This window comes from Mesorhizobium album (assembly GCF_033977205.1).
Classification (GTDB): Bacteria; Pseudomonadota; Alphaproteobacteria; order Rhizobiales; family Rhizobiaceae; genus Mesorhizobium; species Mesorhizobium album.
On sequence record NZ_JAVIIW010000014.1, the window covers coordinates 51470 to 73886 of the forward strand.

Annotated in this window: 23 protein-coding genes; 17 read left to right on the forward strand and 6 right to left on the reverse strand. The window is 64.7% G+C overall.

Annotation, left to right across the window (positions count from 1 at the left end):
• Positions 1-12: 12 nt before the first annotated feature.
• Positions 13-1044: a hydroxyacid dehydrogenase gene (locus RFN28_RS14015; RefSeq protein WP_320287924.1), complete on the reverse strand. Its 1032-nt coding sequence runs from the start codon at positions 1042-1044 to the stop codon at positions 13-15.
• 143 nt (positions 1045-1187) lie between these two features.
• Between RFN28_RS14015 and RFN28_RS14020 the strand changes: the two genes are divergently transcribed.
• From RFN28_RS14020 to RFN28_RS14040, 5 genes are all read left to right on the forward strand, one after another.
• Positions 1188-2252: a LacI family DNA-binding transcriptional regulator gene (locus RFN28_RS14020; RefSeq protein WP_320287925.1), complete on the forward strand. Its 1065-nt coding sequence runs from the start codon at positions 1188-1190 to the stop codon at positions 2250-2252.
• Between the two features lie 73 nt (positions 2253-2325).
• The gene (locus RFN28_RS14025) at positions 2326-3315 is read left to right on the forward strand and encodes a sugar ABC transporter substrate-binding protein (RefSeq protein WP_320287926.1); all 990 of its coding nucleotides are present in this window, start codon (positions 2326-2328) and stop codon (positions 3313-3315) included.
• A 160-nt stretch (positions 3316-3475) separates the two neighbouring features.
• A complete protein-coding gene (locus tag RFN28_RS14030; protein WP_320287927.1) occupies positions 3476-4468 on the forward strand; it encodes an ABC transporter permease in 993 nt (330 codons plus the stop codon).
• Positions 4465-5241, forward strand: a complete 777-nt coding sequence (locus RFN28_RS14035) for an ATP-binding cassette domain-containing protein (RefSeq protein WP_320287928.1) — start codon at positions 4465-4467, stop codon at positions 5239-5241. Before RFN28_RS14030 ends, RFN28_RS14035 begins: the two co-directional genes overlap by 4 nt.
• 1 nt (position 5242) lies before the next feature.
• Positions 5243-6097 (forward strand): sugar phosphate isomerase/epimerase family protein, encoded by an 855-nt coding sequence (locus RFN28_RS14040; protein WP_320287929.1) that lies wholly within the window; start codon positions 5243-5245, stop codon positions 6095-6097.
• A gap of 9 nt (positions 6098-6106) precedes the next feature.
• Here the strand turns inward: RFN28_RS14040 and RFN28_RS14045 are convergent, their stop codons facing one another.
• Complete coding sequence (locus tag RFN28_RS14045; RefSeq protein WP_320287930.1) at positions 6107-7768, reverse strand: sulfatase-like hydrolase/transferase; 1662 nt, start codon at positions 7766-7768, stop codon at positions 6107-6109.
• 325 nt (positions 7769-8093) lie between these two features.
• Here RFN28_RS14045 and RFN28_RS14050 point away from each other — a divergent pair, with 325 nt between their 5' ends.
• From RFN28_RS14050 to RFN28_RS14070, 5 genes are all read left to right on the forward strand, one after another.
• Positions 8094-9257, forward strand: a complete 1164-nt coding sequence (locus RFN28_RS14050) for an ABC transporter substrate-binding protein (RefSeq protein ID WP_320287931.1) — start codon at positions 8094-8096, stop codon at positions 9255-9257.
• Between the two features lie 76 nt (positions 9258-9333).
• Positions 9334-10194 carry a branched-chain amino acid ABC transporter permease gene (locus RFN28_RS14055; RefSeq protein WP_320287932.1) on the forward strand — a complete coding sequence of 287 codons (861 nt, stop codon included), beginning with the start codon at positions 9334-9336 and terminating at the stop codon, positions 10192-10194.
• Between the two features lie 3 nt (positions 10195-10197).
• Positions 10198-11199 carry a branched-chain amino acid ABC transporter permease gene (locus RFN28_RS14060; protein ID WP_320287933.1) on the forward strand — a complete coding sequence of 334 codons (1002 nt, stop codon included), beginning with the start codon at positions 10198-10200 and terminating at the stop codon, positions 11197-11199.
• A complete protein-coding gene (locus RFN28_RS14065) occupies positions 11196-11960 on the forward strand; it encodes an ABC transporter ATP-binding protein (RefSeq protein ID WP_320287934.1) in 765 nt (254 codons plus the stop codon). The genes RFN28_RS14060 and RFN28_RS14065 overlap by 4 nt, the downstream gene beginning before the upstream one ends.
• Positions 11941-12669 (forward strand): ABC transporter ATP-binding protein, encoded by a 729-nt coding sequence (locus tag RFN28_RS14070; RefSeq protein WP_320287935.1) that lies wholly within the window; start codon positions 11941-11943, stop codon positions 12667-12669. The genes RFN28_RS14065 and RFN28_RS14070 overlap by 20 nt, the downstream gene beginning before the upstream one ends.
• A gap of 173 nt (positions 12670-12842) precedes the next feature.
• Here the strand turns inward: RFN28_RS14070 and pcaQ are convergent, their stop codons facing one another.
• Positions 12843-13760, reverse strand: coding sequence for a pca operon transcription factor PcaQ (pcaQ, locus tag RFN28_RS14075; RefSeq protein ID WP_320287936.1), 918 nt, complete (start codon positions 13758-13760; stop codon positions 12843-12845).
• Positions 13761-13852: 92 nt separating this feature from the next.
• Between pcaQ and pcaD the strand changes: the two genes are divergently transcribed.
• The 6 genes from pcaD to pobA are packed head-to-tail and all read left to right on the forward strand — an operon-like array spanning position 13853 to position 18657.
• Positions 13853-14665 (forward strand): 3-oxoadipate enol-lactonase, encoded by an 813-nt coding sequence (pcaD, locus tag RFN28_RS14080; RefSeq protein WP_320287937.1) that lies wholly within the window; start codon positions 13853-13855, stop codon positions 14663-14665.
• Positions 14658-15062, forward strand: coding sequence for a 4-carboxymuconolactone decarboxylase (gene pcaC / locus RFN28_RS14085; RefSeq protein ID WP_320287938.1), 405 nt, complete (start codon positions 14658-14660; stop codon positions 15060-15062). The genes pcaD and pcaC overlap by 8 nt, the downstream gene beginning before the upstream one ends.
• Positions 15055-15807, forward strand: a complete 753-nt coding sequence (gene pcaH, locus RFN28_RS14090) for a protocatechuate 3,4-dioxygenase subunit beta (RefSeq protein WP_320287939.1) — start codon at positions 15055-15057, stop codon at positions 15805-15807. The genes pcaC and pcaH overlap by 8 nt, the downstream gene beginning before the upstream one ends.
• Entirely contained in the window at positions 15807-16421 is a 615-nt protein-coding gene (gene pcaG, locus RFN28_RS14095) for a protocatechuate 3,4-dioxygenase subunit alpha (RefSeq protein WP_320287940.1), read from the forward strand. Before pcaH ends, pcaG begins: the two co-directional genes overlap by 1 nt.
• An 11-nt stretch (positions 16422-16432) precedes the next feature.
• Positions 16433-17485 (forward strand): 3-carboxy-cis,cis-muconate cycloisomerase, encoded by a 1053-nt coding sequence (locus RFN28_RS14100; RefSeq protein WP_320287941.1) that lies wholly within the window; start codon positions 16433-16435, stop codon positions 17483-17485.
• Entirely contained in the window at positions 17485-18657 is a 1173-nt protein-coding gene (gene pobA / locus RFN28_RS14105; protein ID WP_320287942.1) for a 4-hydroxybenzoate 3-monooxygenase, read from the forward strand. The genes RFN28_RS14100 and pobA overlap by 1 nt, the downstream gene beginning before the upstream one ends.
• A 13-nt stretch (positions 18658-18670) precedes the next feature.
• Here pobA and pcaF read toward each other — a convergent pair whose 3' ends face one another.
• Genes pcaF through RFN28_RS14120 form a run of 3 tightly spaced genes read right to left on the reverse strand, consistent with a single transcriptional unit; the run spans position 18671 to position 21533 of the window.
• Positions 18671-19876 carry a 3-oxoadipyl-CoA thiolase gene (gene pcaF / locus RFN28_RS14110; RefSeq protein ID WP_320287943.1) on the reverse strand — a complete coding sequence of 402 codons (1206 nt, stop codon included), beginning with the start codon at positions 19874-19876 and terminating at the stop codon, positions 18671-18673.
• Complete coding sequence (locus RFN28_RS14115; RefSeq protein WP_320287944.1) at positions 19876-20679, reverse strand: CoA-transferase subunit beta; 804 nt, start codon at positions 20677-20679, stop codon at positions 19876-19878. The genes pcaF and RFN28_RS14115 overlap by 1 nt, the downstream gene beginning before the upstream one ends.
• Complete coding sequence (locus tag RFN28_RS14120) at positions 20676-21533, reverse strand: CoA transferase subunit A (protein WP_320287945.1); 858 nt, start codon at positions 21531-21533, stop codon at positions 20676-20678. Before RFN28_RS14120 ends, RFN28_RS14115 begins: the two co-directional genes overlap by 4 nt.
• Positions 21534-21637: 104 nt before the next feature.
• Between RFN28_RS14120 and RFN28_RS14125 the strand changes: the two genes are divergently transcribed.
• Complete coding sequence (locus RFN28_RS14125) at positions 21638-22408, forward strand: IclR family transcriptional regulator domain-containing protein (RefSeq protein WP_320288000.1); 771 nt, start codon at positions 21638-21640, stop codon at positions 22406-22408.
• Positions 22409-22417 lie beyond the last annotated feature (9 nt).

Sequence of the window (22417 nt, forward strand, 5' to 3'; positions counted from 1 at the left end):
CACGGCTTCCCGTCAGTTCCTGACGACCGGCTTGGAGCGCATGCGGGAGACGGTCTCGCGCTCGGCGCGCTTGGAGCGCATCGGCGGCAGGCCGCGGTCGATGAGATCCATGTCTTCTAGCACCATGTCGCCCATGCGCTTGAAGGCGACATCGAGCGCGCCGGCGCGGTGGGCCGAGCGCAGGAAGCCGGGGAGAGCGCGTACCGGATGATCCTTCGCCAGCGGTTCCTCCGGGAAGACATCGCTTGCGGCAACGATATGGCCGCTCTTGACAGCTGCCATCAGCGCCGGGAAATCGACTACGCCGGCTCGGCTGAGCAGGATGAAGGCGGCGCCCTTGCGCATCTTGGCGAAGGCATCGGCGCCCAGAAAGCCCTGGTTCTCGCTGGTCACGGAGGCGACGACGAAGACGAAATCGCTTTCCGACAGAACCTTTTCGAGCGAGGCCGGCTCGACGCCGTGCTCGGCAAGAACGGATGGCGGCAGCCATGGATCATAGACCCTGGTGCGGGTGCGGAAGCCGGTCAGCAGGCGATTGAGCGCGCGGCCGAGATCGCCGAAGCCGATGATGCCGACATCGGCACCCGAGAGCAGCCGGGCGGTCTGGTTGCCGTCGCCGCCCCACAGCTCCTTGCCCTGCCGGAAAGCGAGGTCGGCATCGACGATGTCGCGCGCCAGGTTGAGCGCCATGGCAAGGCCCAGTTCCGCAACCGGTTCGGCAAACACCAGGCCGGTGGTGACCACATGGATGCCGCGGGCAAACAGCGTCTCATAGGGCATGTTGTTGATAAGGTTCGTCTCTACATTGAAGACGCAGCGCAGCGCCCTCAACTTCTCCAGCGTCTCCGGGGCGATCGGCGGTTGGCCGACGATGTAGCGCGCCTCGCCCAACACGTCTGTCGGCAACTCCGAGACACCTTCCGGCGTTGTCTCGACGATGCGATACTTTCTGCGAAAAAGCGCCAGCTGCGGTGGCGTGAAGATCAGGTCGAGCGTGCGCGGTTCGGGCGCGCTGATGACCAGCGGCAAGGACTTATCGGACATGGTTCATCCTCCCAGTGTGATTGGATCGCGTCAACCACATCCGTGTTTACCCTCGATGAAACGATTTACAATAGCGAAAAATCGATTTATCGGTTAATTTAACGATGGCGGCAAAATGGCTGCCCGCTCTTGGGAGGAAGCCCATGGCGCAGAAGGAAGCCCAGCAGCGGCGCCCGTCGATCCACGACGTGGCAAGCCATGCGGGCGTGTCCGCCGCCACCGTCTCCAAGGTTCTTTCCGGGGTCACGACGGTTAAGCCGGAAAACGCGCAGCGCGTCCTCGATGCTGTCGAACTGCTGGGCTATCGCGTCGACCCGCTCGCCTCGGATATGCGGCGGGCCAAGCGTCGCATCATCGGCGCCATCATGCCCGAGTTCGAAAGCGAGTTCTTCGGCCAGATGGTGAGCGAGCTCGAAGGTCTCGCCGAGCAGCGCGGCTATACGCTGGTCGCCGCCTCCAGTCGTGAATCGGAAGCGCGCGAGAAGGAGATTCTGGCCCGCATGCACGACTGGCGCGTCGCCGGCGTCGTGCTGGCGCCGGTGCGCAACGAGCACGGACCGGCGGCCGCCTTCATGAAGGCGAACGGCATGACCGGGGTGCTGATCGACCGCGTGCTCGCCGACGACGCCTTCGACACCGTTTCGGCCGACAGCGCCGCGGCAAGTGCGGAAGTGGCGCGTGCGCTGGTCGGCATGGGCCATCGCCACGTCCTGGTCGTCGGCCTCGGCGAGCAGGCGGCCACGGTGCGCGCCCGTCTTGAAGGATTCCGTCGCACCGCGCTGGAACTTGCGCCGGATATCCGCATCGACGTCGTACTTTGCGAAAGCGATGTCGGACCTCTGCGGGCGCTGCTTCACGACTATTTCTCCAAGGGTACCGAGCGGCCGACGGCGGTCTATTCGCTGTTCCTCAAGGGCACGCTGGTGGCGCTTTCCGAATTCCGGCGGCGCGGCTGGCATTGCCCGAACGACATCTCGCTGGTCGGCTTCGACGACGCGGAATGGATGCAGGTGACATGGCCGGCAATTGCCGCGGTGGTGCAGCCGGTGCGTGAGATCGCCACCAATGCAATGGAGGTTTTGTTTCGCAGGATCGAAGGCGAGGGCGGCCCGCCCACGGCGCGGCTCGAACCTTGCAAGGTGTTGATGCGGGAATCCGTTGGCTCGCCAGGCAGCGTCCCGCATTCCGGGGGAGGAGACCGACAATAGAACCCCATTGTCGACAACGGAAGAACAGCGCCGGCCCTGGCCGCGGCATCCGGCGCAAACAATGGAGGATGGAATGATATCGCTTATCCTGAAGATAAATCGATTTACCCTTGCTTTGGGCGTCGCCTTGGTAATGTCAGCGGTCGGCGCCGCCAGGGCAGAGGACGGCGAATATGGCGTGCTGATGAAGACGCTGGCCAATCCGTTCTGGGGCGCGATGGCCCAGGGCGTCGCCGACGGCGCCAAGGAAGCCGGCGTGAAGTACTTCCAGCAGGCGGCCGAAAGCGACCAGGCGGCCGAGCCGCAGCTCAACCTCTGCAACACGATGCTGGAACGCAAGCCGGTGGCGATGATCACCGCGGCCATCAACTCGACCAACCTGCTTCCGTGCCTGAAGTCGGCGCAAGCCTCAGGCATGAAGATCGTCGACCTCGACAACAATCTCGACCAGGCCGTGCTCGACAAAGAAGGCGTCAAGGTCACCTTCCATATCGGCTCCGACAATGTCGCGGCCGGCGCGCAAGGGGCGGAATATCTCGTCTCCAAGCTCGGCAAGGATGCCAAGGGTCCGGTGCTGGTGATCGAAGGTCTGTCGGGCAACATCACCGGCGAGAAACGCGCCAAGGGCTTCGCCGACAAGCTCAAGGAACTGGCGCCGGGGCTGCAGATTGTCGCTTCGCTGCCGGGCGACTGGGATCGCGGCAAGGCGGCCTCGATCGCCACCGACACGCTGACCGCACACCCCGACCTCGTCGCCATCTTCTGCGCCAATGACGGCATGGCGCTGGGCGCGGTGGAATCGGTCTACGCGGCCGGCAAGGGCCAGCAGGTGACCATGATCGGCGTCGACGGCAATGTCGACGCGGTGAAGTCGATCAAGGAGGGCCGCCTCAACGCTTCCGTCGCGCAGCTTCCCTATCTGGTCGGCAAGCAGGCGGTCGAGAACGTCAAGAAGGCGCTCGCCGGCGAGAAGGTCGAGGAAAGCATCGCCGTGCCCACCCTGGTGCTGACCAAGGATGTGCTCGACGCCGGCAAGGAGCCGATGCTGCAATATGTGAAGTAGGAAAGGAAAGGGAGTAGGGGAGTAGGTCAGTAGGGGAGTAGGGGAGTAGGGGGAGCGATGGTTTGCGTTTCTCCGATTTTGGTCGAGCCACCTTCTTCCCTACTCCCCTACTGACCTACTGACCTACTCCCCTACTCCCCTACCCGAAGGGTAAAAAAACATGGCTTCCGAAACGGCGCAGCCCGGCTTCTGGGTTCGGGTGCAGCGTGCATCCGTCGAACGACTTCACATCCGGCTGGAGTCGCTGCTGGTGCTTGTCTTGCTGAGCACGGCGATGGCGCTTCTTTCGCCATTCTTCCTGTCGCTCAGCAATTTCCTCAACATCCTGCTCGCGACTTCGACGATCGGCGTGCTGGCAATAGCCGCCACCTTCGTCATCGGCTCGGGCGGGCTCGATCTGTCGCTTGGATCGGTCATGGGTCTTGCCGGCGTGGCGGGTGCCTACGTCGCCATCAATCTAGGCTGGCCGTCGGTCTTCGCCGTGACCGCCTGCATCCTTGCCGGCGCGATTGCCGGCTACATCAACGGGCAACTGGTGACCCGCGCTTTCGTGCCGGCCTTCATCGTCACCCTCGGCATGCTTGGGCTAGCGCGCGGGCTGGCGCTGGTCATCTCAAAGGGCAGAGCGATCTACGGCCTGCCCGCCGAGATCGTCTATATCGGGCAAGGAAGACCGCTCGGCATTCCGATGCCGGTCATCATCTTCGTGCTGACCGCGATCGTCGCACATACGGCGCTTGCCTATACGCGCTTCGGCCGCCACACGCTGGCGCTGGGCGACAGCGAAGGGGCGGCGCGCGCCGCCGGCATCCGCGTCGAGCAGCATCGCCGCATCATCTACACGCTCTCCGGCGCGCTCGCGGGGCTCGCCGGCCTGCTCTTCACCGCCCGCGTCAATGCCGGCGATCCGACCGCCGGCATCAACTACGAGCTCACCGCGATCACGGCGGCGATCATCGGCGGCACCAATCTCTTCGGCGGCCGCGCCTCGATCCTCGGCACGATGATCGGCGCGCTGATCATGGGCGTGCTGCAGAACGGGCTGACGCTGCTTGCGGTGCAATCCTACTACCAGCAGATGGCGATCGGAGCGGTGCTGATCCTCGCGGTCTTCATCGACCAGTACCAGGTGCGAAAGGAGTCGCGCGTATGACACTTCTCTCGCTCCATGGCATTCGCAAGAGTTTTGGTGCGGTCGACGTGCTGCATGGCGTCGACCTGTCGGTCGCGGCCGGCGAGGTGGTCGGTCTGGTCGGCGACAATGGCGCCGGCAAATCGACGCTGATGAAAACCATCACCGGCATCTACCGGGCCGATACCGGCTCGATCGAATTCGACGGCAAGGACATCCTCGCCCTCGATCCCGGCCAGCGCCGCCGCCTCGGCATCGAGATGATCTACCAGGATCTATCTTTAGCCAAGCAGCAGGATGTGGCCTCCAACATCTTCCTTGGACGCGAGCCGACGAAAAGGCTGCTCGGTCTGTTCCCCGGCTTTGTCGACAAGGCCGAGATGGATCGGCAGGCGGCGCGGATGATCGATCGGTTAGGCGCGCACCTGCCGTCGATCAGTCGTTCCGTCGGCTCATTCTCCGGCGGCCAGCAACAGACTGTGGCGATCGCCCGCGCGCTGACCTTCAATCCGAAGCTCGTCATCATGGACGAGCCGACGGCCGCGCTTGCCGTGCGCGAGGTGCAGAGCGTGCTGGATCTCATCCGGCGGCTGAAATCGGAAGGCATCGCCGTCATCCTGATCTCACACCGGCTGAACGACGTGCTCTCGGTCACCGACCGCATCGTCGTGCTGCGCCACGGCAGGGCGGATGCCGATCTCGTCACCGCCAAGACCAATATGAACGAAGTCGTCAGCCGCATCGTCGGCGGCGGCGATATCAGCGCCGCGGCGGCGCATGAACAACGAGGCTGACATGAATGTTTTCGGACTGCACACTTTCGCCATCGCTCCCGTCTGGGACCTGGCTCGCATCGAGCCGCAGATGGATAGGCTGAAGGAGCTTGGCATCGGCCTGATGGAGATCCCGCTGCTGCGCCCCGAGGAGATCGACACCAAGCGCACGCGCGGCTTCGCCAGCCACTATGGCGTCGAGCTCATCCCGTCGCTCGGCCTGCCGCGCGCGCTCGACGTGGTCGAGCGGCCGGACGAAGCGCTCGACTTCCTGCAGCCCGCCTTCGAGGTCTGCAACGAGGTGGGCAGCGAGGCGCTCGGCGGCGTGACCTATGGAACAATCGGCAAGACGACCGGCCGGGCGCCGACGCAAAGGGAGATCGACGGTATCTGCCGCTTCCTCGAGCGTGCGGCGAAGTCGGCGAAGTCGCGCAGCCTGAAGCTCGGCATCGAGCCCTGCAACCGCTACGAGACGCATCTGATCAACCGTGGCATCGACGCGGCGCGGATCATCGAGCGCGTTGGCGCCGACAACCTCTTCATCCATCTCGACACCTACCATATGCATATCGAGGAAGAGAGCTTTGCTTCGGGCTTCGAGGCGGCGGCGCCCTTCCTCGGTTATGTTCATGTGTCGGAGGCCAATCGCGGCGTGCCGGGGCGCGGCATGCTCAACTGGGCAGCCTGCATGAAGGCGATCGCCGATATCGGCTACGAAGGGCCGATCACGCTCGAAAGTATGAACCATGTCGATGTCGACATCGCCGGCGGGCTCGCGGTCTGGCGTCCGGTGGCGGAAGATCCGCGCGACGTTATCGAGGTCGGGCTGCCCTTCCTGCGCGAGGAAGCGAAGAAGGCCGGTCTCACTCTCGGATAGCCGAACGCCCTATTTGCGACCCTGGCGCGCCAGCCAGCGGCGGCGCGCCTCCTGCTGTTGGGCAAGCTCGGCCTCGTCCCAGTAGCCGATGAGCACGCCCGAGCCGACGATCGGATCGAAATGCCCGATCTTGCCGTCGATATCGGTCAGCCATTCGTCGGGGACAGTGATGCGGTTGTTGGGCAGCGCCAGCCAGCGCATCAGTGCTTTGCGCAGCCGCTCGATGTCGCCGGCCGCAGACGGCTCCCGCCCAAGGTCGCGCAGTTCGCCGGGGTCGTTGCCGAGGTCGAAGAACATCGGCGGCACGCCCTCGCCATGGACGAGTTTGAAGCGGCCGTCGGTGATCATGTAGAGCTTGCAGCCCGAGACCGGCATGGCGAGCTTCAGCCGCGCGGCATCGCCGCTATAGTCGTATTCGCTGACGGCATGGTTGCGCAGGCTTTGCCGCTCGCCGGAAGTGAGCGGCAGCAGCGAGCGGCCTTCGAGGCTGTGCGGCTTGGCTTTGCCGCCGAAGAAATCGAGGAAAGTAGGCGCAAGGTCGATCATCTCGACCAGCGCGGCGGAAGTGGTGCCGCGTGTCGCATCGGCTTCGGGGCGCGGATCGTAGACGATCATCGGCACTTTCGCCGCCACATCGTGGAACAGGTATTTCTCGCCGAGCCAATGATCGCCGAGATAGTCGCCATGGTCTGAGGTGAACACCACAAGCGTCTTCCCGAACAGGCCGCGCTTGTCCATGAAGTCGAACAAATGGCCGAGCTGGTCGTCGATCTGCTTGATCAGGACCATGTAGCAGGGGATGACCGTCTCGCGGACCTCGTCGCGTGAGAAGTTCTTCGAATAACGCTCCTGCTGGAAGGCCTCGAAGATCGGATTTGGCGAGCCGCGCTCCGCCTCGCTGCGGATCGGCGGCTGGATATCCGCCTTGCCGTACATGTTGTGATAAGGCGCCGGCACGATATAGGGCCAGTGCGGCTTGATGTAGGAGAGGTGCGCGCACCAGGCCTCGCCCTTGGCTTCGGCCTCCTCGATGAAGCGCATGGCGCGGCGCGTCATGTAAGGCGTTTCGGAATGTTCCTCCGGAATGCGCGCCGGCTTGTCGGCGTGGACGAGCAGCCAGCCGTTGAAATTCTCGCCGTTCGCGCCTTCGCCGGAATTCGCCCAATGCTCCCACGGATTTTCGGCATCGAAGCCGTGCTCGCGCAGATAGCTGTCGTAGGCCGGATCGGGGTCGTAGTTGGTCGAGGGATGCAGGCCGTCGTCGCGCTCGAGCGGCTCGAAGCCGCATTCGGCGACACGCACGCCGATGATGGAATCCCTGGCGATGCCGAGCCGCTCCATGCCTTCCTCGTCGGCTCTCATATGCGTCTTGCCGATGAGCGCGCAGCGCACGCCGACCTCGCGCAGATGATCGCCCAGCGTCGGCTCGCCTATCCTCAGCGGCACGCCGTTGTGGGTCGAGCCGTGCGAGCGGACATAGCGGCCGGTATAGGCACTCATGCGCGAGGGACCGCACACCGTCGATTGCACATAGGCGTTGGTGAAGCGGACGCCGCGGCCGGCGAGCCGGTCGATGTTCGGCGTCTTCAGGCTCTTGTGTTCGGCGCAGCTCAGATAATCGAACCGCAGCTGGTCGCACATGATGAAAAGGACATTGCGTTTTGAAGTCATAGCTATCCGTCGGAGCGGCTCTCCTTGGTAACGCGGTGAGGATGCCATCATCGCCTCGAAGGCGTTATATCGTCGGCAGATCCGACCGGATAGGCCGCCAGAATCCTCGATCTGGTTCGATGATTGAGAGCGTATCGCTGCCGGCACGCACGCACCGCAAAGGGAAACGATGCAAGGTCGCCGGATTTCGATCGAATCATATCCGGGAGGTTAATAATCGGCGACTGATTTTCATTTTACATTACCATTTCGGCATGAGAGACCGAGACGATGCGGCTGAAAAATCCCCGTTTAAAGCTGGGCGGCCGCGCGAGGGAGGAGAACCATGAGACGCATGCTGCTGGCCGCGGTTGCGGCGATCGCACTCGGCGGAACCGCCTTGGCGGATACAATCAAGGTCGGTGTGATCGGCCCGTTCTCCGGCCCGTTCGCCATTCAAGGCAAGAATTTCAAGGCCGGCATCGATGCCTGGACGGCGTTGAACGGCGCCAAGGTCGGCAATGATGATGTCGAGATCGTCTATCGCGACCTTCCGGCGGCAAATCCCGCGCAGGCCAAATCACTTGCCCAGGATCTGGTCGTCAAGGAGCACGTCCAGTATCTCGCAGGCTTCTATTTCACACCCGATGCCATGGCCGTCACGCCCCTTCTTGAGCAAGCCAACGTGCCGATGGTGATCATGAACGCGGCTACCTCGGCGATCGTGACCAAGAGTCCGCTCGTCGTGCGTACGTCCTTCACGCTCTGGCAGACGTCGGTGCCGATGGCGAAGGTGGCGGCCCAGCGCGGCATCAAGAAGGTCATTACCGCCGTCAGCGACTATGGGCCCGGTGTCGATGCCGAAACGGCTTTCGCGACCACATTCAAGGCGGATGGCGGCGAAATCGTCGAGTCGATCCGCATGCCGCTGTCGACGACCGATTTCAGCCCGATCATGCAGCGCGTGAAGGATTCCGGCGCCGAGGCGGTCTTTGCCTTCCTGCCCTCCGGCCCGACCACGCTCGGCTTCCTGAAGTCGTATAACGAGAACGGCCTCAAGCAGGCCGGCATCCAGTTCCTGGCGCCCGGCGACCTGACGCAGGAATCCGATCTTCCGGCGCTGGGCGATACGGCTCTCGGCGTCACGACCACCTTCCACTATTCGATTGCGCACGACTCCGGCGAGAACAAGAAGTTCGTCGCGGCGGCGCGCACGGCAATCGGCAATCCGGCGGAGTTGTCCTTCCCGTCGGTCAGCGCCTATGACGGCATGAGGGTCATCTACAAGATGATCGAAGCGACAGGCGGCAAGCAGGATGCCAAGAAGGCCGTCGATGCCGTCAAGGGAATGGCCTGGGAAAGTCCGCGCGGACCGGTATCGATCGATCCCGAAAGCCGCCACATCACGCAGAACATCTATCTGCGGGAGGTCGCCAAGGCCGAGGACGGCACCTATTACAACAAGGAGATCCAGACCTTCCCCAACATGACGGATCCGGGTCTCAAATAGCCTTGCACAGGCAAGCCCTCAGCGTCCATGTTCTTGCCTGCAGGCCGCAGCCCGCGGGCGGCCTCCGGAGTGAACCATGCAAAGCGTGCTCAGCGTCGCGGTCGACGCCCTTGCCTACGGCATGGTGCTTTTCGTCATCTCGATCGGCCTGTCGCTGACCATGGGGCTGATGCGGGTGGTGAACCTGGCGCACGGAGCTTTCGCCATGGTGGGAGGCTATCTGGCCTCCTATGCCATGCGCGATCTCGGCCTCGGCTATGTCGTCGGGCTCGTGCTCGCGGTCGCGGGAACCGTGGTCATCGCGGCGCCGATCGAAAGGCTGCTCTACCGCCGCATCTACAATGCTCCGGAACTCATCCAGGTGCTGATGACGATCGGCATCACCTTCTGCGTCATCGGCATCGCCAACTACGCCTTCGGACCGACGCTCAAGACCATCCCACTGCCGGGGCTGCTGACCGGGCCGGTCGATCTCGGCTTCCGTTCGATTGCTGCCCACAAGCTCTTTGCGATCCTATGCGGCTTCGCCGTTGCCGCCGCCCTCTGGTACCTGGTCGAGCGGACCTCCTTTGGCGTGAAGCTGCGCGCTTCCGTGGATAACACGCCGATGGCCGCCGCGCTGGGTGTCCGCACGAAATCCGTCTATGCGGCGAGCTTCGCGGTCTCGGCCGGGCTTGCCGCCTTCGGCGGTGTCGTGGGGGCCGAATTGCTGCCGATCGAGCCATATTACGCGCTGCGCTACATGGTGACCTTCCTGGTCGTGGTCGCGGTGGGCGGCGCCGGCTCGATCGGCGGAGCCTTGCTTGCCTGCCTCGTGCTCGGTGCGGTCGACACCGCGGGGCGGTATCTGATGCCGGACTATGGCGAGTTCTTCTTCTACCTGGCCGTCATCCTCATCGTTTGCGCCTTTCCGCGCGGCCTTCTCGGAAGGGCATAAGGCATGAACGCCGACCACCTCACAGGCGCCGCCAGGCCAGTCGCCCGACCACGGTTCTCCGCCTCCGCCGACTGGATCGGCCTTGCGGCCGTGCTCGCGGCGGCAGGGGCAGGCTATCTTTTGTTCCCCGACAACCTGGCATTGCTCACACGCATCGTCGGCATCATCATGCTGGTGCTGTCGCTCGATCTCGTGACCGGTTTTTGCGGCGTGGCGACACTTGGCCATGCAGCCCTATTCGGCGCGGGCGCCTATGCGGCCGGGATCGGCGCCGCGCATTTCGGCATTTCAGACCCGGTCGCCATGATCGCGGCGGGTAGTGCCGGCGGGGCGCTCGCCGGCCTGCTGTCCGGCTTCGTCATCCTGCGCGGCCACGGGCTCGGCCAACTCGTGCTGTCGATCGCCATCGTCAATCTGTTCCACGAAGCGGCCAACAAGGCCACGGGCTGGACAGGCGGCAGCGATGGCCTGACCGATATCGCGCCCACGCCTCTCTTCAGCGTCTTCGCCTTCGATCTCTGGGGGCACACGGCATACGCGCTGGGCGTAGCGCTGCTGCTGATCGTCCTGTTTCTGCTGCAGCGTTTGGCCCGCTCGCCGTTCGGCATGCTCTGCCGCGGCATCCGGCAGGATCCGATCCGGGTCGCGGCGATGGGGGCGCCCGTCAGGAAGACGCTGCTCGCAATGTATGTCGTCTCGGGTCTGGTCGCGGGCGTTGGTGGGGGGCTCAACGCGATCTCCACCCAAGTGGTCGGGCTCGACAGCGTGAGCTTCACCCTGTCGGCTTCGGCGCTGGTGATGCTGGTGCTCGGCGGCACAGGCTCGCTCTATGGCGCGATTGTCGGAACGGTCGTCTTCATGCTGTTCGAGGACTTCGTCTCGGCCGCCAACCCATTCCACTGGCTGACGATCGTCGGTGCGCTGCTGGTCTTGGTCGTGCTGTTTGCGCCGAGGGGCATCTTCGGCACTTCTGTCCGGCTGCTTGAACGATCGAGGCGCCGATGACGCCGGTGTTCGAGGTCGAGAGACTGACGCGTTCCTTCGGCGGGCTCGCGGTCACCCAGGCCGTGTCGCTGACGATGGCTCCCGGCGACCGCGTGGCGCTGATAGGGCCGAACGGAGCCGGCAAGACCACCTTCGTCAATCTCGTAACGGGCCATCTGAAGCCCAACTCCGGTATTGTGCGGCTCGCGGGCGAAGAACTTGGCGGCATGAGCCCGATGCAACGTGTCCGGCGCGGCCTGGTGCGATCCTTCCAGGTCACCCGCCTCTTCCCCGAGATGACGCCTCGGGAACATCTGGCGCTCGCTATCCTGCAACGCCAGGGCCGGACCGGCCGCATGTTCGGGACGTTCTGGACAATGCCCGACGTGCTCAAGGAGAGCGGGGCGCTCCTGGCCACGCTTGGCCTGGAGAGCGCCGCCGACCTCAAGGTGGCGGAGATCGCCTATGGGCAGCAGCGGCTGCTGGAGATCGCCTTCGCGTTGGCGCTGAGGCCCAAGGTGCTGTTGCTGGACGAGCCAGCGGCGGGCGTTCCGCAAAGCGAGACGCCGCGCATCGACGCCGCGCTTGCCGGGCTTCCCGCGGATCTGGCGGTGCTGATGATCGAGCACGACATGGACCTCGTGTTCCGATTTGCAAGACGGGTCATCGTTCTGGCCGCGGGCAGGATCATCTTCGACGGCGCGCCCGGTGACGCAGCGAAAGATCGGCGCGTGCGGGAAGCTTATCTCGGGAGTTATGCCGATGACCGCGGCGCGCCTTGAGGTTTCGGGCTTGAGCGCCGGCTACGGCCAGACGCGAGTGCTCGAGGACGTATCGTTCGAGGCGGAAGCCGGCGCCCGGCTGGCCGTGCTCGGGCGAAACGGTGTCGGCAAGTCGACGCTGCTCGCCACCATCGCCGGCCAGACGCGGCGGCACGCCGGAGCAATCAAGCTCGGCGATATCGACATTGCCGGAATGGACGGTGCGTCGCGCGCCTGGCAGGGTCTCGGCTACGTCCCGCAGGAGCGCTGCATCTTTCCGTCGCTGACCGTCGAGGAAAACCTTTTCGTCGGGTTGAAGGATCGCGAACGATCGGCAGTGGACGAGGCCTACGCGATGTTTCCGAGGCTCAAGGAGCGTCGGCGCAACTACGGCAACCAGCTCTCGGGCGGCGAACAGCAGATGCTGACAACAGCGCGCACCATACTGGGCCGCCCGTCCATCCTGATGCTCGATGAGCCGCTGGAGGGACTGGCTCCTGTGATCTGCGAGGAGCTGATGGCCGCGCTGACGCGCCTCGCCTCCGGCGGCGACATGACCATCCTGCTTGTCGAGCAAAGGATCCGCGCCGCTCTGGATTTCGCCGATCAGGTGCTCATCCTCGAGCGCGGCCGGATCGCCTGGTCGGGAACGCCTGCCGCACTGCGTGCCAGCCCGCAGACCGTCGAAGGACTGCTCGGCGTGGCAGCGATACCGCATTCGGCCGCCTAATGCATGTCGCCCAAAAGTGCGCAGCGGTTTTTGGAAACGACACGGTCTAAAATGCGTCGCCGAGTCCGGTTCAGCGCGACGCGCGTTAGAGGAGTTCAGCAAACTGCTCTAACGATTTGTTTTCTCGCAATTCCAGAGCGAAAACTGCCGCCTTTAGTGGAATCGCGGAAGCTTCAAGCGTGGTGCCGCGCCGCCTCGCGAATGGTCTGCAGGAGGATCGTGAAGGCAGGCGAGGGGGCGGTGTCGGTGCGCATGGTCAAGCCCACCGGCCCCTTGGTTTCCTCGGTGTCGACCGGGAGGGCGACGAAGGCGCCGCTGGCGATCTCGTTGGCAACGACGCCGGCCGAGATGATCCACAGTGCGTTGCTCTGGCGCATAAAGGAGCGGCCAAAGGAATCCGAAACGGTTTCGATCTCGGTGGCGGGCGCGGTCATGCCGTTGGTGATGAAGAGACGGTCGACGAAAGGCCGGATTACGGATTCCCGGGTCGGCATCAGCACGGGAAACTCGTCGAGGCGCGCAAAGATGTCCGCTCCCGGCTCCGACAGGGGATGCCCTGCCCGCACCACGAACAGCACCTGCTCGGAGTAAAGATGCTCGAAGAAGAAGCCGGTCATTTTTTCCGGCGCCGCGAGGCGGCCGACGACGAGGTCGAGCGCGCCGGTGCGCAACTGCTCGAGCAGCACCGCGTTCTCGCCGGTGACGATCTTGATCGCGGCGCTCGTGTTCTCTTGGAGGAAGAGATTCATCGCCAGCGGCATCACCCGCGCCGAGACGGTCGGCAGCGCGCCGATGCGGATCGGGTGGCGGTTGAGCGCGCCGTCCTGCCTGACGGAATCGACGCCGCGCTTCAGCGCCGAGATCGCCGAGCCGGCATGGCTAAGGAATATCTCGCCGAGCCGCGTGACACGGATGCCGCGGCCGTCGCGCTCAACCACCGCGATGCCGAGCGCCTCTTCCAACTCGCGCAAGGTCTTGGTTACCGCCGGCGCGCTGACATGCAGAAGGTCGGCGGCGCGCGCCACGCTTCCCTGCCGCGCTACTTCGAGGAATGTCTGCAGATGGCGGAAGCGGATGCGGCTGTCAGCCATGGTTTGATAACCTCAAAGTTAATGAAACGCCGCAAAATATCATTTTACCGAACCAAATAGCTCGTGCAATGTGCGTTTGGAGGATCGAAATCGTGCCATTCGTCAGCATAGGCGGCGTGACGCTGCACCACCGCTATATCGAGGCGACGGGCATTTCGCGTCCGATCATCTTCATCAATTCGCTCGGCACCGACTTCCGGATCTGGGACGACATCGTCGCGCGGCTCGCCGGCGAAATGCCGATGCTCGTCTACGACAAGCGCGGCCACGGGCTGTCGGATATCGGCGGCGGCGTGCGCTCGATTGACGACCATGTCGATGATCTGATCGCTCTCATCGACCATTTCGGTTTCGGCAAGGTGGTGCTCTTCGGCCTCTCCGTCGGCGGCATGGTCGCGCAGGGGCTCTATGCGCGGCGGCCTGACCTCGTCGAGGCGCTGATATTGAGCGACACCGCGCACAAGATCGGCACCTCCGATAGCTGGAACACGCGTATCGCAACCATCGAGCGTGACGGCATCGAAGCGATTGCCGACGGCGTGCTGAAAGTGTGGTTCACGCCGGATTTCCACGCCAATCGCGCGGCCGAGCTTGCCGGCTGCCGCAATATGCTGACCAGGCAGGCGCTGCCCGGCTATATCGGCACCTGCATGGCGGTGCGCGACGCCGATTTCACCGACAGCGCGCGCCGCATCGCGGTTCCGACGCTCTGCATCGTCGGCGATCAGGACGGCTCGACGCCGCCCGATCTTGTCCGCGCGCTTGCCGATCTGATCCCCGGCGCGCGCTTCGAAGTGGTCCGCAATGCCGGGCACATTCCCTGCATCGAGCAGCCCGACGCGCTCACCACCCTGATCCGCGACTTCGTCGCCTCGTTGCCTGAGGGAAAGCGACCCCATGGATGATGCCTCCAAGAAAGGGAACCGATACCGGACCGGGCTCGAGCTGCGCCGCTCCGTGCTCGGCGATCCGCATGTCGACCGCGCCGAGGGTGCGGCGACCGATTTCGACCGCCCGTTCCAGCAGCTGATCACCGAGGCCGCCTGGGGAACGGTGTGGGCGCGCCCCGGCCTGTCGAAGCGCGAGCGCTCGATCGTGACGCTGGCGCTGCTCGCAGCACTCGGCCATGACGAGGAGGTGGCCATGCATGTGCGCGCTACCGCCAACACCGGCGCCTCGCGCGAGGATATCCGCGAAGCCTTCCTGCATGTCGCGATCTATGCCGGCGTCCCGGCGGCCAACCGTGCCTTCAAGATCGCCAAGGAAGTGTTTTCGCAGATGGATGGAGCCCCCCATGCCTGAGCCCGGCTCCAACCGGACGCCGGAGACCGGCGCCTTCTTCCCGCGCGACCGCCAATGGCATCCGCCGGCGTTCACGCCGAACTACAAGAGCTCGGTGCTGCGCTCGCCGCAGAAGGCGTTGATCGCCTTCGATAACACGCTGTCGGAACTCACCGGCCCGGCGTTCGGCCATGCCATGCTCGGCGAGCTCGACAATGACCTGATTCACAATTTCGCCAAGCCGGGCGAGAGCGCCATCGGCGAGCGAATCATCGTCCACGGGCGGGTGCTCGACGAGCGCGGCAAGGGCGTGCCCGGCGTGCTGCTCGAATTCTGGCAGGCCAATGCCGGCGGCCGCTACCGCCACAAGAAGGATGGCTATCTGGCGCCGCTCGATCCGAATTTCGGCGGCTGCGGCCGCGCCATCACCGGTGAGGACGGCGGCTATGCCTTTCGCACCGTCAGGCCTGGCCCCTATCCGTGGCCGAATGGCCCGAACGACTGGCGGCCGGCGCATATCCACTTTTCGGTGCTCGGCCACGGCTTCGCGCAACGGCTGATCACGCAGATGTATTTCGAGGGCGATCCGCTGATCTGGCGTTGTCCGATCGTCGGCGGCATTTCCAACAAGGCCGCCATCGAAGCGCTGATTGCCGCGCTCGACATGCAGTCGACGATCCCGATGGACGCGCTCGCCTACAAGTTCGACATTGTGCTGCGCGGGCGGCGCTCGACGCTGTTCGAGAACAGGCCGGAGGGCAATTGATGGCACAGTTGCTGGACCGGTTGAAGGAGAGCCCTTCGCAGACTGCAGGGCCCTATGTGCATATCGGGCTGACGCCCAATTTCTGCGGCATCGATGGCGTCTATGAACGCGATCTTGGCTCGACCATGGTCAACGACCAGACCAAGGGCGAGCGCATCGAGCTGCGCGTCCGCGTGCTCGACGGCACCGGCACAGCGCTCAAGGATGCGCTGATCGAGATCTGGCAGGCGGACGCCAGCGGGCTGTACAATTCACCGGCCGAGCTGCGCGGCGCCGCCGATCCGAATTTCCTCGGCTGGGGCCGGCAGCCGACCGACATGGAAACCGGAATCTGCCTGTTCCAGACGATCAAGCCCGGCCGTGTGCCGTTCCGCGACGGGCGGCTGATGGCGCCGCACATCACACTTTGGATCGTGGCGCGCGGCATCAATATCGGCCTGCACACCAGGCTCTATTTCTCCGACGAGGAAAAGGCCAATGCCGAGGATCCGATCCTTGCCCGCATCGAACATCGCGTGCGCGTTCCGACGCTGATCGCCGAGCGCCAGGGCGACACCTACGTCTTCGACGTTCATCTGCAGGGCGAGAAGGAGACGGTCTTCTTCGACAGCTGACCGAGGCCGACATGACCGTTTCGCCCTTCGATCATCCGCTGCTTTCCGGCCTGCTCGGCGACGAAGAGGCGGCCAGACATTTCTCCGTGGAAGCCGACATCGAAGCGATGCTCAGTTTTGAGCGCGCGCTGACCGAAGCCGAAGCGGAGTGCGGCGTGATCCCGCGCGACGCCGGGCCGGCGATCGTCCAAGCGTTGGCCGCGTTCCGGCCGGACACCGCGAAGCTGCGCGCCGCTGTCGCCAAGGACGGCGTCGTGGTGCCGGAACTGCTGCGCCAGATCAGGGCGGCCGTCGGCGGGCAATATGGCGAATTTGTTCATCTCGGCGCGACCAGCCAGGACGTCATCGACACCTCGCTGGTGCTGCGCCTCTGCGCGGCGGTCGAACATATCGGTCTGCTGCTCAGCGAAAACATCGTGCGCCTTGCCAGCCTCGAACAGGAATTCGGGGGCAGGGCACTGATGGCGGTGACGCGCATGCAGCCGGCAATTCCGATCACGGTGGCGGATCGGATCGCTTCGTGGCGCGCACCGCTCGAACGTCACCAGCAACGCTTGAAGGAACAGTCCGGCCGGCTGCTCGTGGTGCAGTTCGGCGGCGCCGCCGGCACGCTCGATAAGCTCAGCGACAAGCGAGCGGCCGTGCGCGCGGCGCTTGCCGCCAAACTCGGTCTTGGCGACGCGCCGCAATGGCATAGCCAGCGGGACGCGTTTGCCGAGTTTGCCGGCTGGCTGTCGCTCGTCGCCGGCAGTCTCGGCAAACTCGGGCAGGATGTCGCGCTGATGGCGCAGGCCGGCACCGACATCAAGCTGTCCAGCGGTGGCGGCTCGTCGGCCATGCCGCATAAGCAGAATCCGGTGAGAGCGGAAGCGCTGGTGGCGCTGGCCCGCTTCAACGCCACGCAGCTTTCCGGGATGCAGCAGGCGCTGGTGCATGAGCAGGAGCGCTCGGGTGCGGCCTGGGCGCTGGAATGGCTCATCATGCCGCAGATGGTCGTTGCGGCAGCCGCCGCGCTCAGGCTTGCCGCTGAGCTGGCCAGGCAGATCGAGAGTCTTGGCCACTGATGCGCACGCAGGTTGCCATCATCGGATCAGGGCCTTCCGGCTTGCTGCTTGGCCAGCTTCTTGCCACGATCGGTATCGAGACGGTCATCCTCGAACGATCGAGCCGCGAGCATGTGCTTGGCCGCGTGCGCGCCGGGGTGCTCGAACAGGGCACGGTCGACCTGCTCGGCGAGGCAGGCGTCGCGGACCGGCTTCATACCGAAGGCTTGCAGCATTCCGGCATCTCGCTCGCCTTCGACGGGCGACTGCATCGCATCGATCTCACTGGCCTGACGGGCGGCAAGCACGTCACCGTCTATGGCCAGACAGAGGTGACGCACGACTTGATGGACAAGCGGGAGGCGGCGGGGCTCGTCACCGTTTACGAGGCCTCGAATGTCGCGCCGCGTGACTTCGGCGGCGCATCTCCCTTCGTCTCCTACCACAAGGACGGCGTCACGCATCGCATCGACTGTGACTTCATCGCCGGCTGCGACGGCTATCACGGCATCAGCCGCGGGTCGGTGCCTGAAGGCGCGCTGAAGACGTTCGAGCGGCAGTATCCATTCGGCTGGCTGGGCGTGCTGGCCGAGGTGCCGCCGGTGGACCACGAGCTGATCTACGCCAATCACGAGCGGGGTTTCGCGCTGTGCTCGATGCGCTCGCCGCGCCGCAGCCGCTACTATGTGCAGGTTCCCGCCGACGAGCGTGTCGAGGACTGGCCGGATGACCGCTTCTGGGATGAGTTGCGCCGGCGTCTGCCATCACAGACAGCAGCTGCTGTCACCACGGGACCGTCGTTCGAGAAGTCGATCGCGCCGCTGCGCTCTTTTGTGGCCGAGCCGATGCGCTTCGGCCGGCTGTTCCTGGTCGGCGACGCCGCCCATATCGTGCCGCCGACCGGCGCCAAGGGCCTCAACCTCGCTGCGAGCGACGTGCGCTATCTCTTTGCTGGGCTTCGCGAATTCTATTCCCACCAATCCGAAGCCGGGCTCGACGCCTATTCAGCCAAGGCGCTGGCGCGCGTCTGGAAAGCGGTGCGCTTCTCGTGGTGGATGACGACGATCCTGCACCGTTTTCCCGAGACGGGCGAGTTCGGCCAACGCATCCAGGAAGCCGAGCTCGATTATCTCGTACATTCCAAGGCCGCTTCTACGGCATTGGCCGAAAACTACGTCGGCCTGCCTTACTGATCGGCCGGTGTGGTCAGACCCGCTCCAGCGCGATGGCAATACCCTGGCCGACGCCGATGCACATGGTGGCTAAAGCAAGCCCGCCGCCGCGCTCGCGCAACTCGAGCGCCGCCGTGCCGGTGATGCGGGCGCCCGACATGCCGAGCGGATGGCCAAGGGCGATCGCCCCGCCGTTCGGATTGACGTGGGCGGCATCCTCGGCGATGCCGAGCTGGCGTAGCACGGCGATGCCTTGCGAAGCGAAGGCTTCGTTCAATTCGACGACATCGAACTGGTCGGGCGTCAGGCCGAGGCGGGCGCAAAGTTTCTTCGTGGCGGGTGCCGGGCCGATACCCATGATGCGCGGCGCCACGCCGGCGACGGCACCGCCAAGGATGCGGGCGATCGGCGTCAGGCCATGCTTCTTCGCCGCCGCTTCAGAGGCGATGATGAGGGCGGCCGCGCCGTCATTGACGCCGGAGGCATTGCCGGCGGTGACCGTGCCGCCCTGGCGGAACGGCGTCGGCAATTTGGCCAGCGCCTCGATGGTCGTGCCGGCGCGCGGATGCTCGTCCTTCGCCACGACGACGGGCTCGCCCCTTTTCTGCGGGATGGTCACCGGCGCGATTTCTTTTGCCAGCCGGCCATTGGCTTGTGCCGCGACCGCCTTGTCCTGGCTGCGCACGGCAAGGGCATCCTGGTCGGCTCTGCTGACGGAAAAATCCTCGGCCACGTTCTCGCCGGTCTCCGGCATGGAATCGACGCCGTACTGCTTCTTGATCAGCGGGTTGATGAAGCGCCAGCCGATGGTGGTGTCGAAAATCTCGGCATTGCGCGAGAAGGCGGTGTCGGCCTTAGGCATGACGAAGGGCGCGCGGCTCATCGATTCAACACCGCCGGCGATCATCAGCTCGGCCTCGCCGGACTTGATGGCCCGCGCGGCAATCGTCACGGCATCCATGCCGGAACCGCACAGCCGATTGACGGTCGAGCCGGGGATTTCCTGCGGGAGGCCGGCAAGCAGCAGCGCCATGCGGGCGACGTTGCGGTTGTCCTCGCCGGCCTGGTTGGCGCAGCCATAGACGACGTCGTCGACAGCCGACCAGTCGACGCTGGCGTTGCGCTCGACCAAGGCTTTCAGCGGAATGGCGGCGAGATCGTCGGCGCGCACCGAGGACAGCGCGCCGCCGAAGCGGCCGATCGGCGTGCGGATGTAATCGCAGATGAAGGCTTCGGCCATTATGCAGCTTTCCCTTTGGCGGTTCCCGCATGCGCGGCCTTGGTGCGGGCTTGCAGGTCGCGCAATGTCTTCAGCTCGAGTTCCGTCGGCGCCGGCGTCTCGTCAAGGGCCTCGGCAAATCTGACGACCCAGCCACAGGTCGCCTGCACCTCTTCCCGGGTGACGCCCGGATGCAGCGACACGACGGTGAATTCCTTGGTGATAGGGTCGGGTTTCCAGATGGCGAGATCGGTGATCAACAAGGTCGGGCCGGCGGTGTCAATGCCAAGGCGCTTGCGGTGGTTGCCGCCCTCGCCATGGCCGAAGGAGGTGAAGAAGTCGATTGTCTCGACCATGCTGCGCTTCGACTGCGCCATGGTGATGTAGACCTGTCTCGACGAGGTGGCGATCTCCGGCGCGCCGCCGCCGCCAGGCAGCCGGGTCTTCGGATGCGCGTAGTCGCCGATGACGGTGGTGTTGATGTTGCCGAACTTGTCGAGCTGGGCGGCACCGAGGAAGCCGATCGAGATGCGGCCGCCCTGCAGCCAGTAGCGGAACATCTCCGGCACCGCGACCGTGGTCACCGCCGTCTCGCACAATTCGCCGTCGCCAATCGACAGCGGCAGAACGTCCGGCGCGGTGCCGATGGTGCCGCTTTCGTAGATCAGCGTGATTTCCGGCGCATGGGTCAGTCGCGCGACGTTGCAGGCGGCAGACGGCGCGCCGATGCCGACGAAGCAGACATCGTCGTTCTTCAGCGCGCGGCTGGCAGCGATCGTCATCATCTCGTTGGGGGTGAAGCCCAGATTGTCGGCGTCGCTCATCCGGCTTTCCTCAGATGTTCGACGCGGGCGGCAAAGTCTTCCGCGCTGCTCTCGATGACGTTCTTCTGCATCCACGCCTGGAAGCGGTCGCGATCGGCGGCGATCTCGTCCCATTCGAGATAGGCGGCGTTGTCGCGCTCGTAATAGCCGTGCGTGTAGGAGGGATGCGAGCCGCCCGGCACGACCGCAATCGCCGCGGTTGTCCAGCTCGGCAGTACGGTGAGGTTGGGGTGGAGATCGTCGAAATTGTCGACCACTTCCTCGACCGTTACCACCGCACGCTTTGCCGAAAGCACGGCCTCCTTCTGGATGCCGATGATGCCTTCGACCAGCACGTTGCCCTTACGGTCGGCCTTCTGCGCGTGGATGAAGGTGATATCGGGCCTGATCGCCGGAACGGCGGCAAGTACCTCGCCGGTGAAGGGGCAGGTGACGATTTTGATGTTCGGATTGACCGCGGCAAGACCGGCGCCGCGATAGCCGCGAAACACCGCACAGGGCAGGCCGGCCGCACCCGCCTCATAGGCGCTGGCCATGCCGGCGTGGCTGTGCTCCTCGACCTCGATGGCGCGCGGAAAGCTGTTCTCGATAGCGTCGCGGGCGCGCCTGAGCAGGCCGACGCCGGGGTTGCCGAGATAGGAGAAGACGATCTTCTTGGCCATCCCCATGCCGATCATCTGGTCGTAGATCAGATCGGGCGTCATGCGGATCAGAGTGAGGTCGCGAAAGCCCAGGCGGATCGCCTCATGTGCGGCGGCGGTCGGGATCAGATGGGTGAAGCCTTCGAAGGCGGCCTTGTCGCCGTCGTGCAAATTCTCCGCGACGGCCTCTTTCAGCGGCAGGAACTTGACCATCTCCAGGCTCCGTAATTGAAAAAGTTCGTATTGCGAACAAGTGTTTGATATGTGATACTTTGTACTCTGGACGGCGATACGGAGTCAACGCAATGCAGGCGGCTGTGGAGGACGAGGCCAGCTCGCGCGATCACGTCGGCTCGCTGGAACGCGGCCTGGCGGTGATGGAAATCCTCGCCCGCAATCCGGCCGGCATGACGCTGACCGAGATGGCCGAGGAAGCGGGGCTGACGCGTGCAGGCGCCCGCCGTTTCCTGCTGACGCTGGTTGCCACTGGCTACGCCACGCAGTCCGGCCGCTTGTTTTCGCTATCGCCACGCCTTTTGACCGTTGCCCGCACCTGGCTCGGTGGCGCATCGCTGTGGACCTTCGCCGCGCCGATCATGCGCGAGGTGGCGGGGAAATTCGACGAAGCCTGCAATGCGGCAGTGCTGTCGGGCGAGGACGTCGTCTATGTCGCGCGCATTCCAGGCCGCCGCATCTTGAGCGTCGCGCTCGACGTCGGCACCAGGCTCCCGGCCTACTGCACCTCGATGGGGCGGGTGCTGCTCTCCGGTTTGGGAGCGGACGAGTTGAAGGCCTTCCTCGGCGAAGCGAAGATCGAACGGCGGACGCCGAAGACGATCACCGGCCGCGCCACATTGGGCAAGGCCATCGGCAAGGCGAGGGCGGATGGCTTCGCCATTGTCGATGAGGAATTGGAACTTGGCCTGCGTTCGATCGCCGTGCCGATCAAGGATCGCGCCGGCCGCATTGTCGCCGCCATCAACGTCTCGACGCAATCCGCGCGCTTCTCTGTCGAGGCGATGGAGCGCGACATCCTGCCGGTGCTGCTGAAGGCAAAGCAGCGTGTAGAGGCGTTTTTCTTCGTTTGACGGCGGCCA

What these genes read in the sequence shown, in the direction of transcription:
- RFN28_RS14015 (WP_320287924.1), bottom strand. Translation starts at nt 1,044, where the DNA reads ATGTCCGATAAGTCCTTGCCGCTGGTCATCAGCGCGCCCGAACCGCGC.
- RFN28_RS14020 (WP_320287925.1), top strand. Translation starts at nt 1,188, where the DNA reads ATGGCGCAGAAGGAAGCCCAGCAGCGGCGCCCGTCGATCCACGACGTG.
- RFN28_RS14025 (WP_320287926.1), top strand. Translation starts at nt 2,326, where the DNA reads ATGATATCGCTTATCCTGAAGATAAATCGATTTACCCTTGCTTTGGGC.
- RFN28_RS14030 (WP_320287927.1), top strand. Translation starts at nt 3,476, where the DNA reads ATGGCTTCCGAAACGGCGCAGCCCGGCTTCTGGGTTCGGGTGCAGCGT.
- RFN28_RS14035 (WP_320287928.1), top strand. Translation starts at nt 4,465, where the DNA reads ATGACACTTCTCTCGCTCCATGGCATTCGCAAGAGTTTTGGTGCGGTC.
- RFN28_RS14040 (WP_320287929.1), top strand. Translation starts at nt 5,243, where the DNA reads ATGAATGTTTTCGGACTGCACACTTTCGCCATCGCTCCCGTCTGGGAC.
- RFN28_RS14045 (WP_320287930.1), bottom strand. Translation starts at nt 7,768, where the DNA reads ATGACTTCAAAACGCAATGTCCTTTTCATCATGTGCGACCAGCTGCGG.
- RFN28_RS14050 (WP_320287931.1), top strand. Translation starts at nt 8,094, where the DNA reads ATGAGACGCATGCTGCTGGCCGCGGTTGCGGCGATCGCACTCGGCGGA.
- RFN28_RS14055 (WP_320287932.1), top strand. Translation starts at nt 9,334, where the DNA reads ATGCAAAGCGTGCTCAGCGTCGCGGTCGACGCCCTTGCCTACGGCATG.
- RFN28_RS14060 (WP_320287933.1), top strand. Translation starts at nt 10,198, where the DNA reads ATGAACGCCGACCACCTCACAGGCGCCGCCAGGCCAGTCGCCCGACCA.
- RFN28_RS14065 (WP_320287934.1), top strand. Translation starts at nt 11,196, where the DNA reads ATGACGCCGGTGTTCGAGGTCGAGAGACTGACGCGTTCCTTCGGCGGG.
- RFN28_RS14070 (WP_320287935.1), top strand. Translation starts at nt 11,941, where the DNA reads ATGACCGCGGCGCGCCTTGAGGTTTCGGGCTTGAGCGCCGGCTACGGC.
- pcaQ (WP_320287936.1), bottom strand. Translation starts at nt 13,760, where the DNA reads ATGGCTGACAGCCGCATCCGCTTCCGCCATCTGCAGACATTCCTCGAA.
- pcaC (WP_320287938.1), top strand. Translation starts at nt 14,658, where the DNA reads ATGGATGATGCCTCCAAGAAAGGGAACCGATACCGGACCGGGCTCGAG.
- pcaH (WP_320287939.1), top strand. Translation starts at nt 15,055, where the DNA reads ATGCCTGAGCCCGGCTCCAACCGGACGCCGGAGACCGGCGCCTTCTTC.
- pcaG (WP_320287940.1), top strand. Translation starts at nt 15,807, where the DNA reads ATGGCACAGTTGCTGGACCGGTTGAAGGAGAGCCCTTCGCAGACTGCA.
- RFN28_RS14100 (WP_320287941.1), top strand. Translation starts at nt 16,433, where the DNA reads ATGACCGTTTCGCCCTTCGATCATCCGCTGCTTTCCGGCCTGCTCGGC.
- pobA (WP_320287942.1), top strand. Translation starts at nt 17,485, where the DNA reads ATGCGCACGCAGGTTGCCATCATCGGATCAGGGCCTTCCGGCTTGCTG.
- pcaF (WP_320287943.1), bottom strand. Translation starts at nt 19,876, where the DNA reads ATGGCCGAAGCCTTCATCTGCGATTACATCCGCACGCCGATCGGCCGC.
- RFN28_RS14115 (WP_320287944.1), bottom strand. Translation starts at nt 20,679, where the DNA reads ATGAGCGACGCCGACAATCTGGGCTTCACCCCCAACGAGATGATGACG.
- RFN28_RS14120 (WP_320287945.1), bottom strand. Translation starts at nt 21,533, where the DNA reads ATGGTCAAGTTCCTGCCGCTGAAAGAGGCCGTCGCGGAGAATTTGCAC.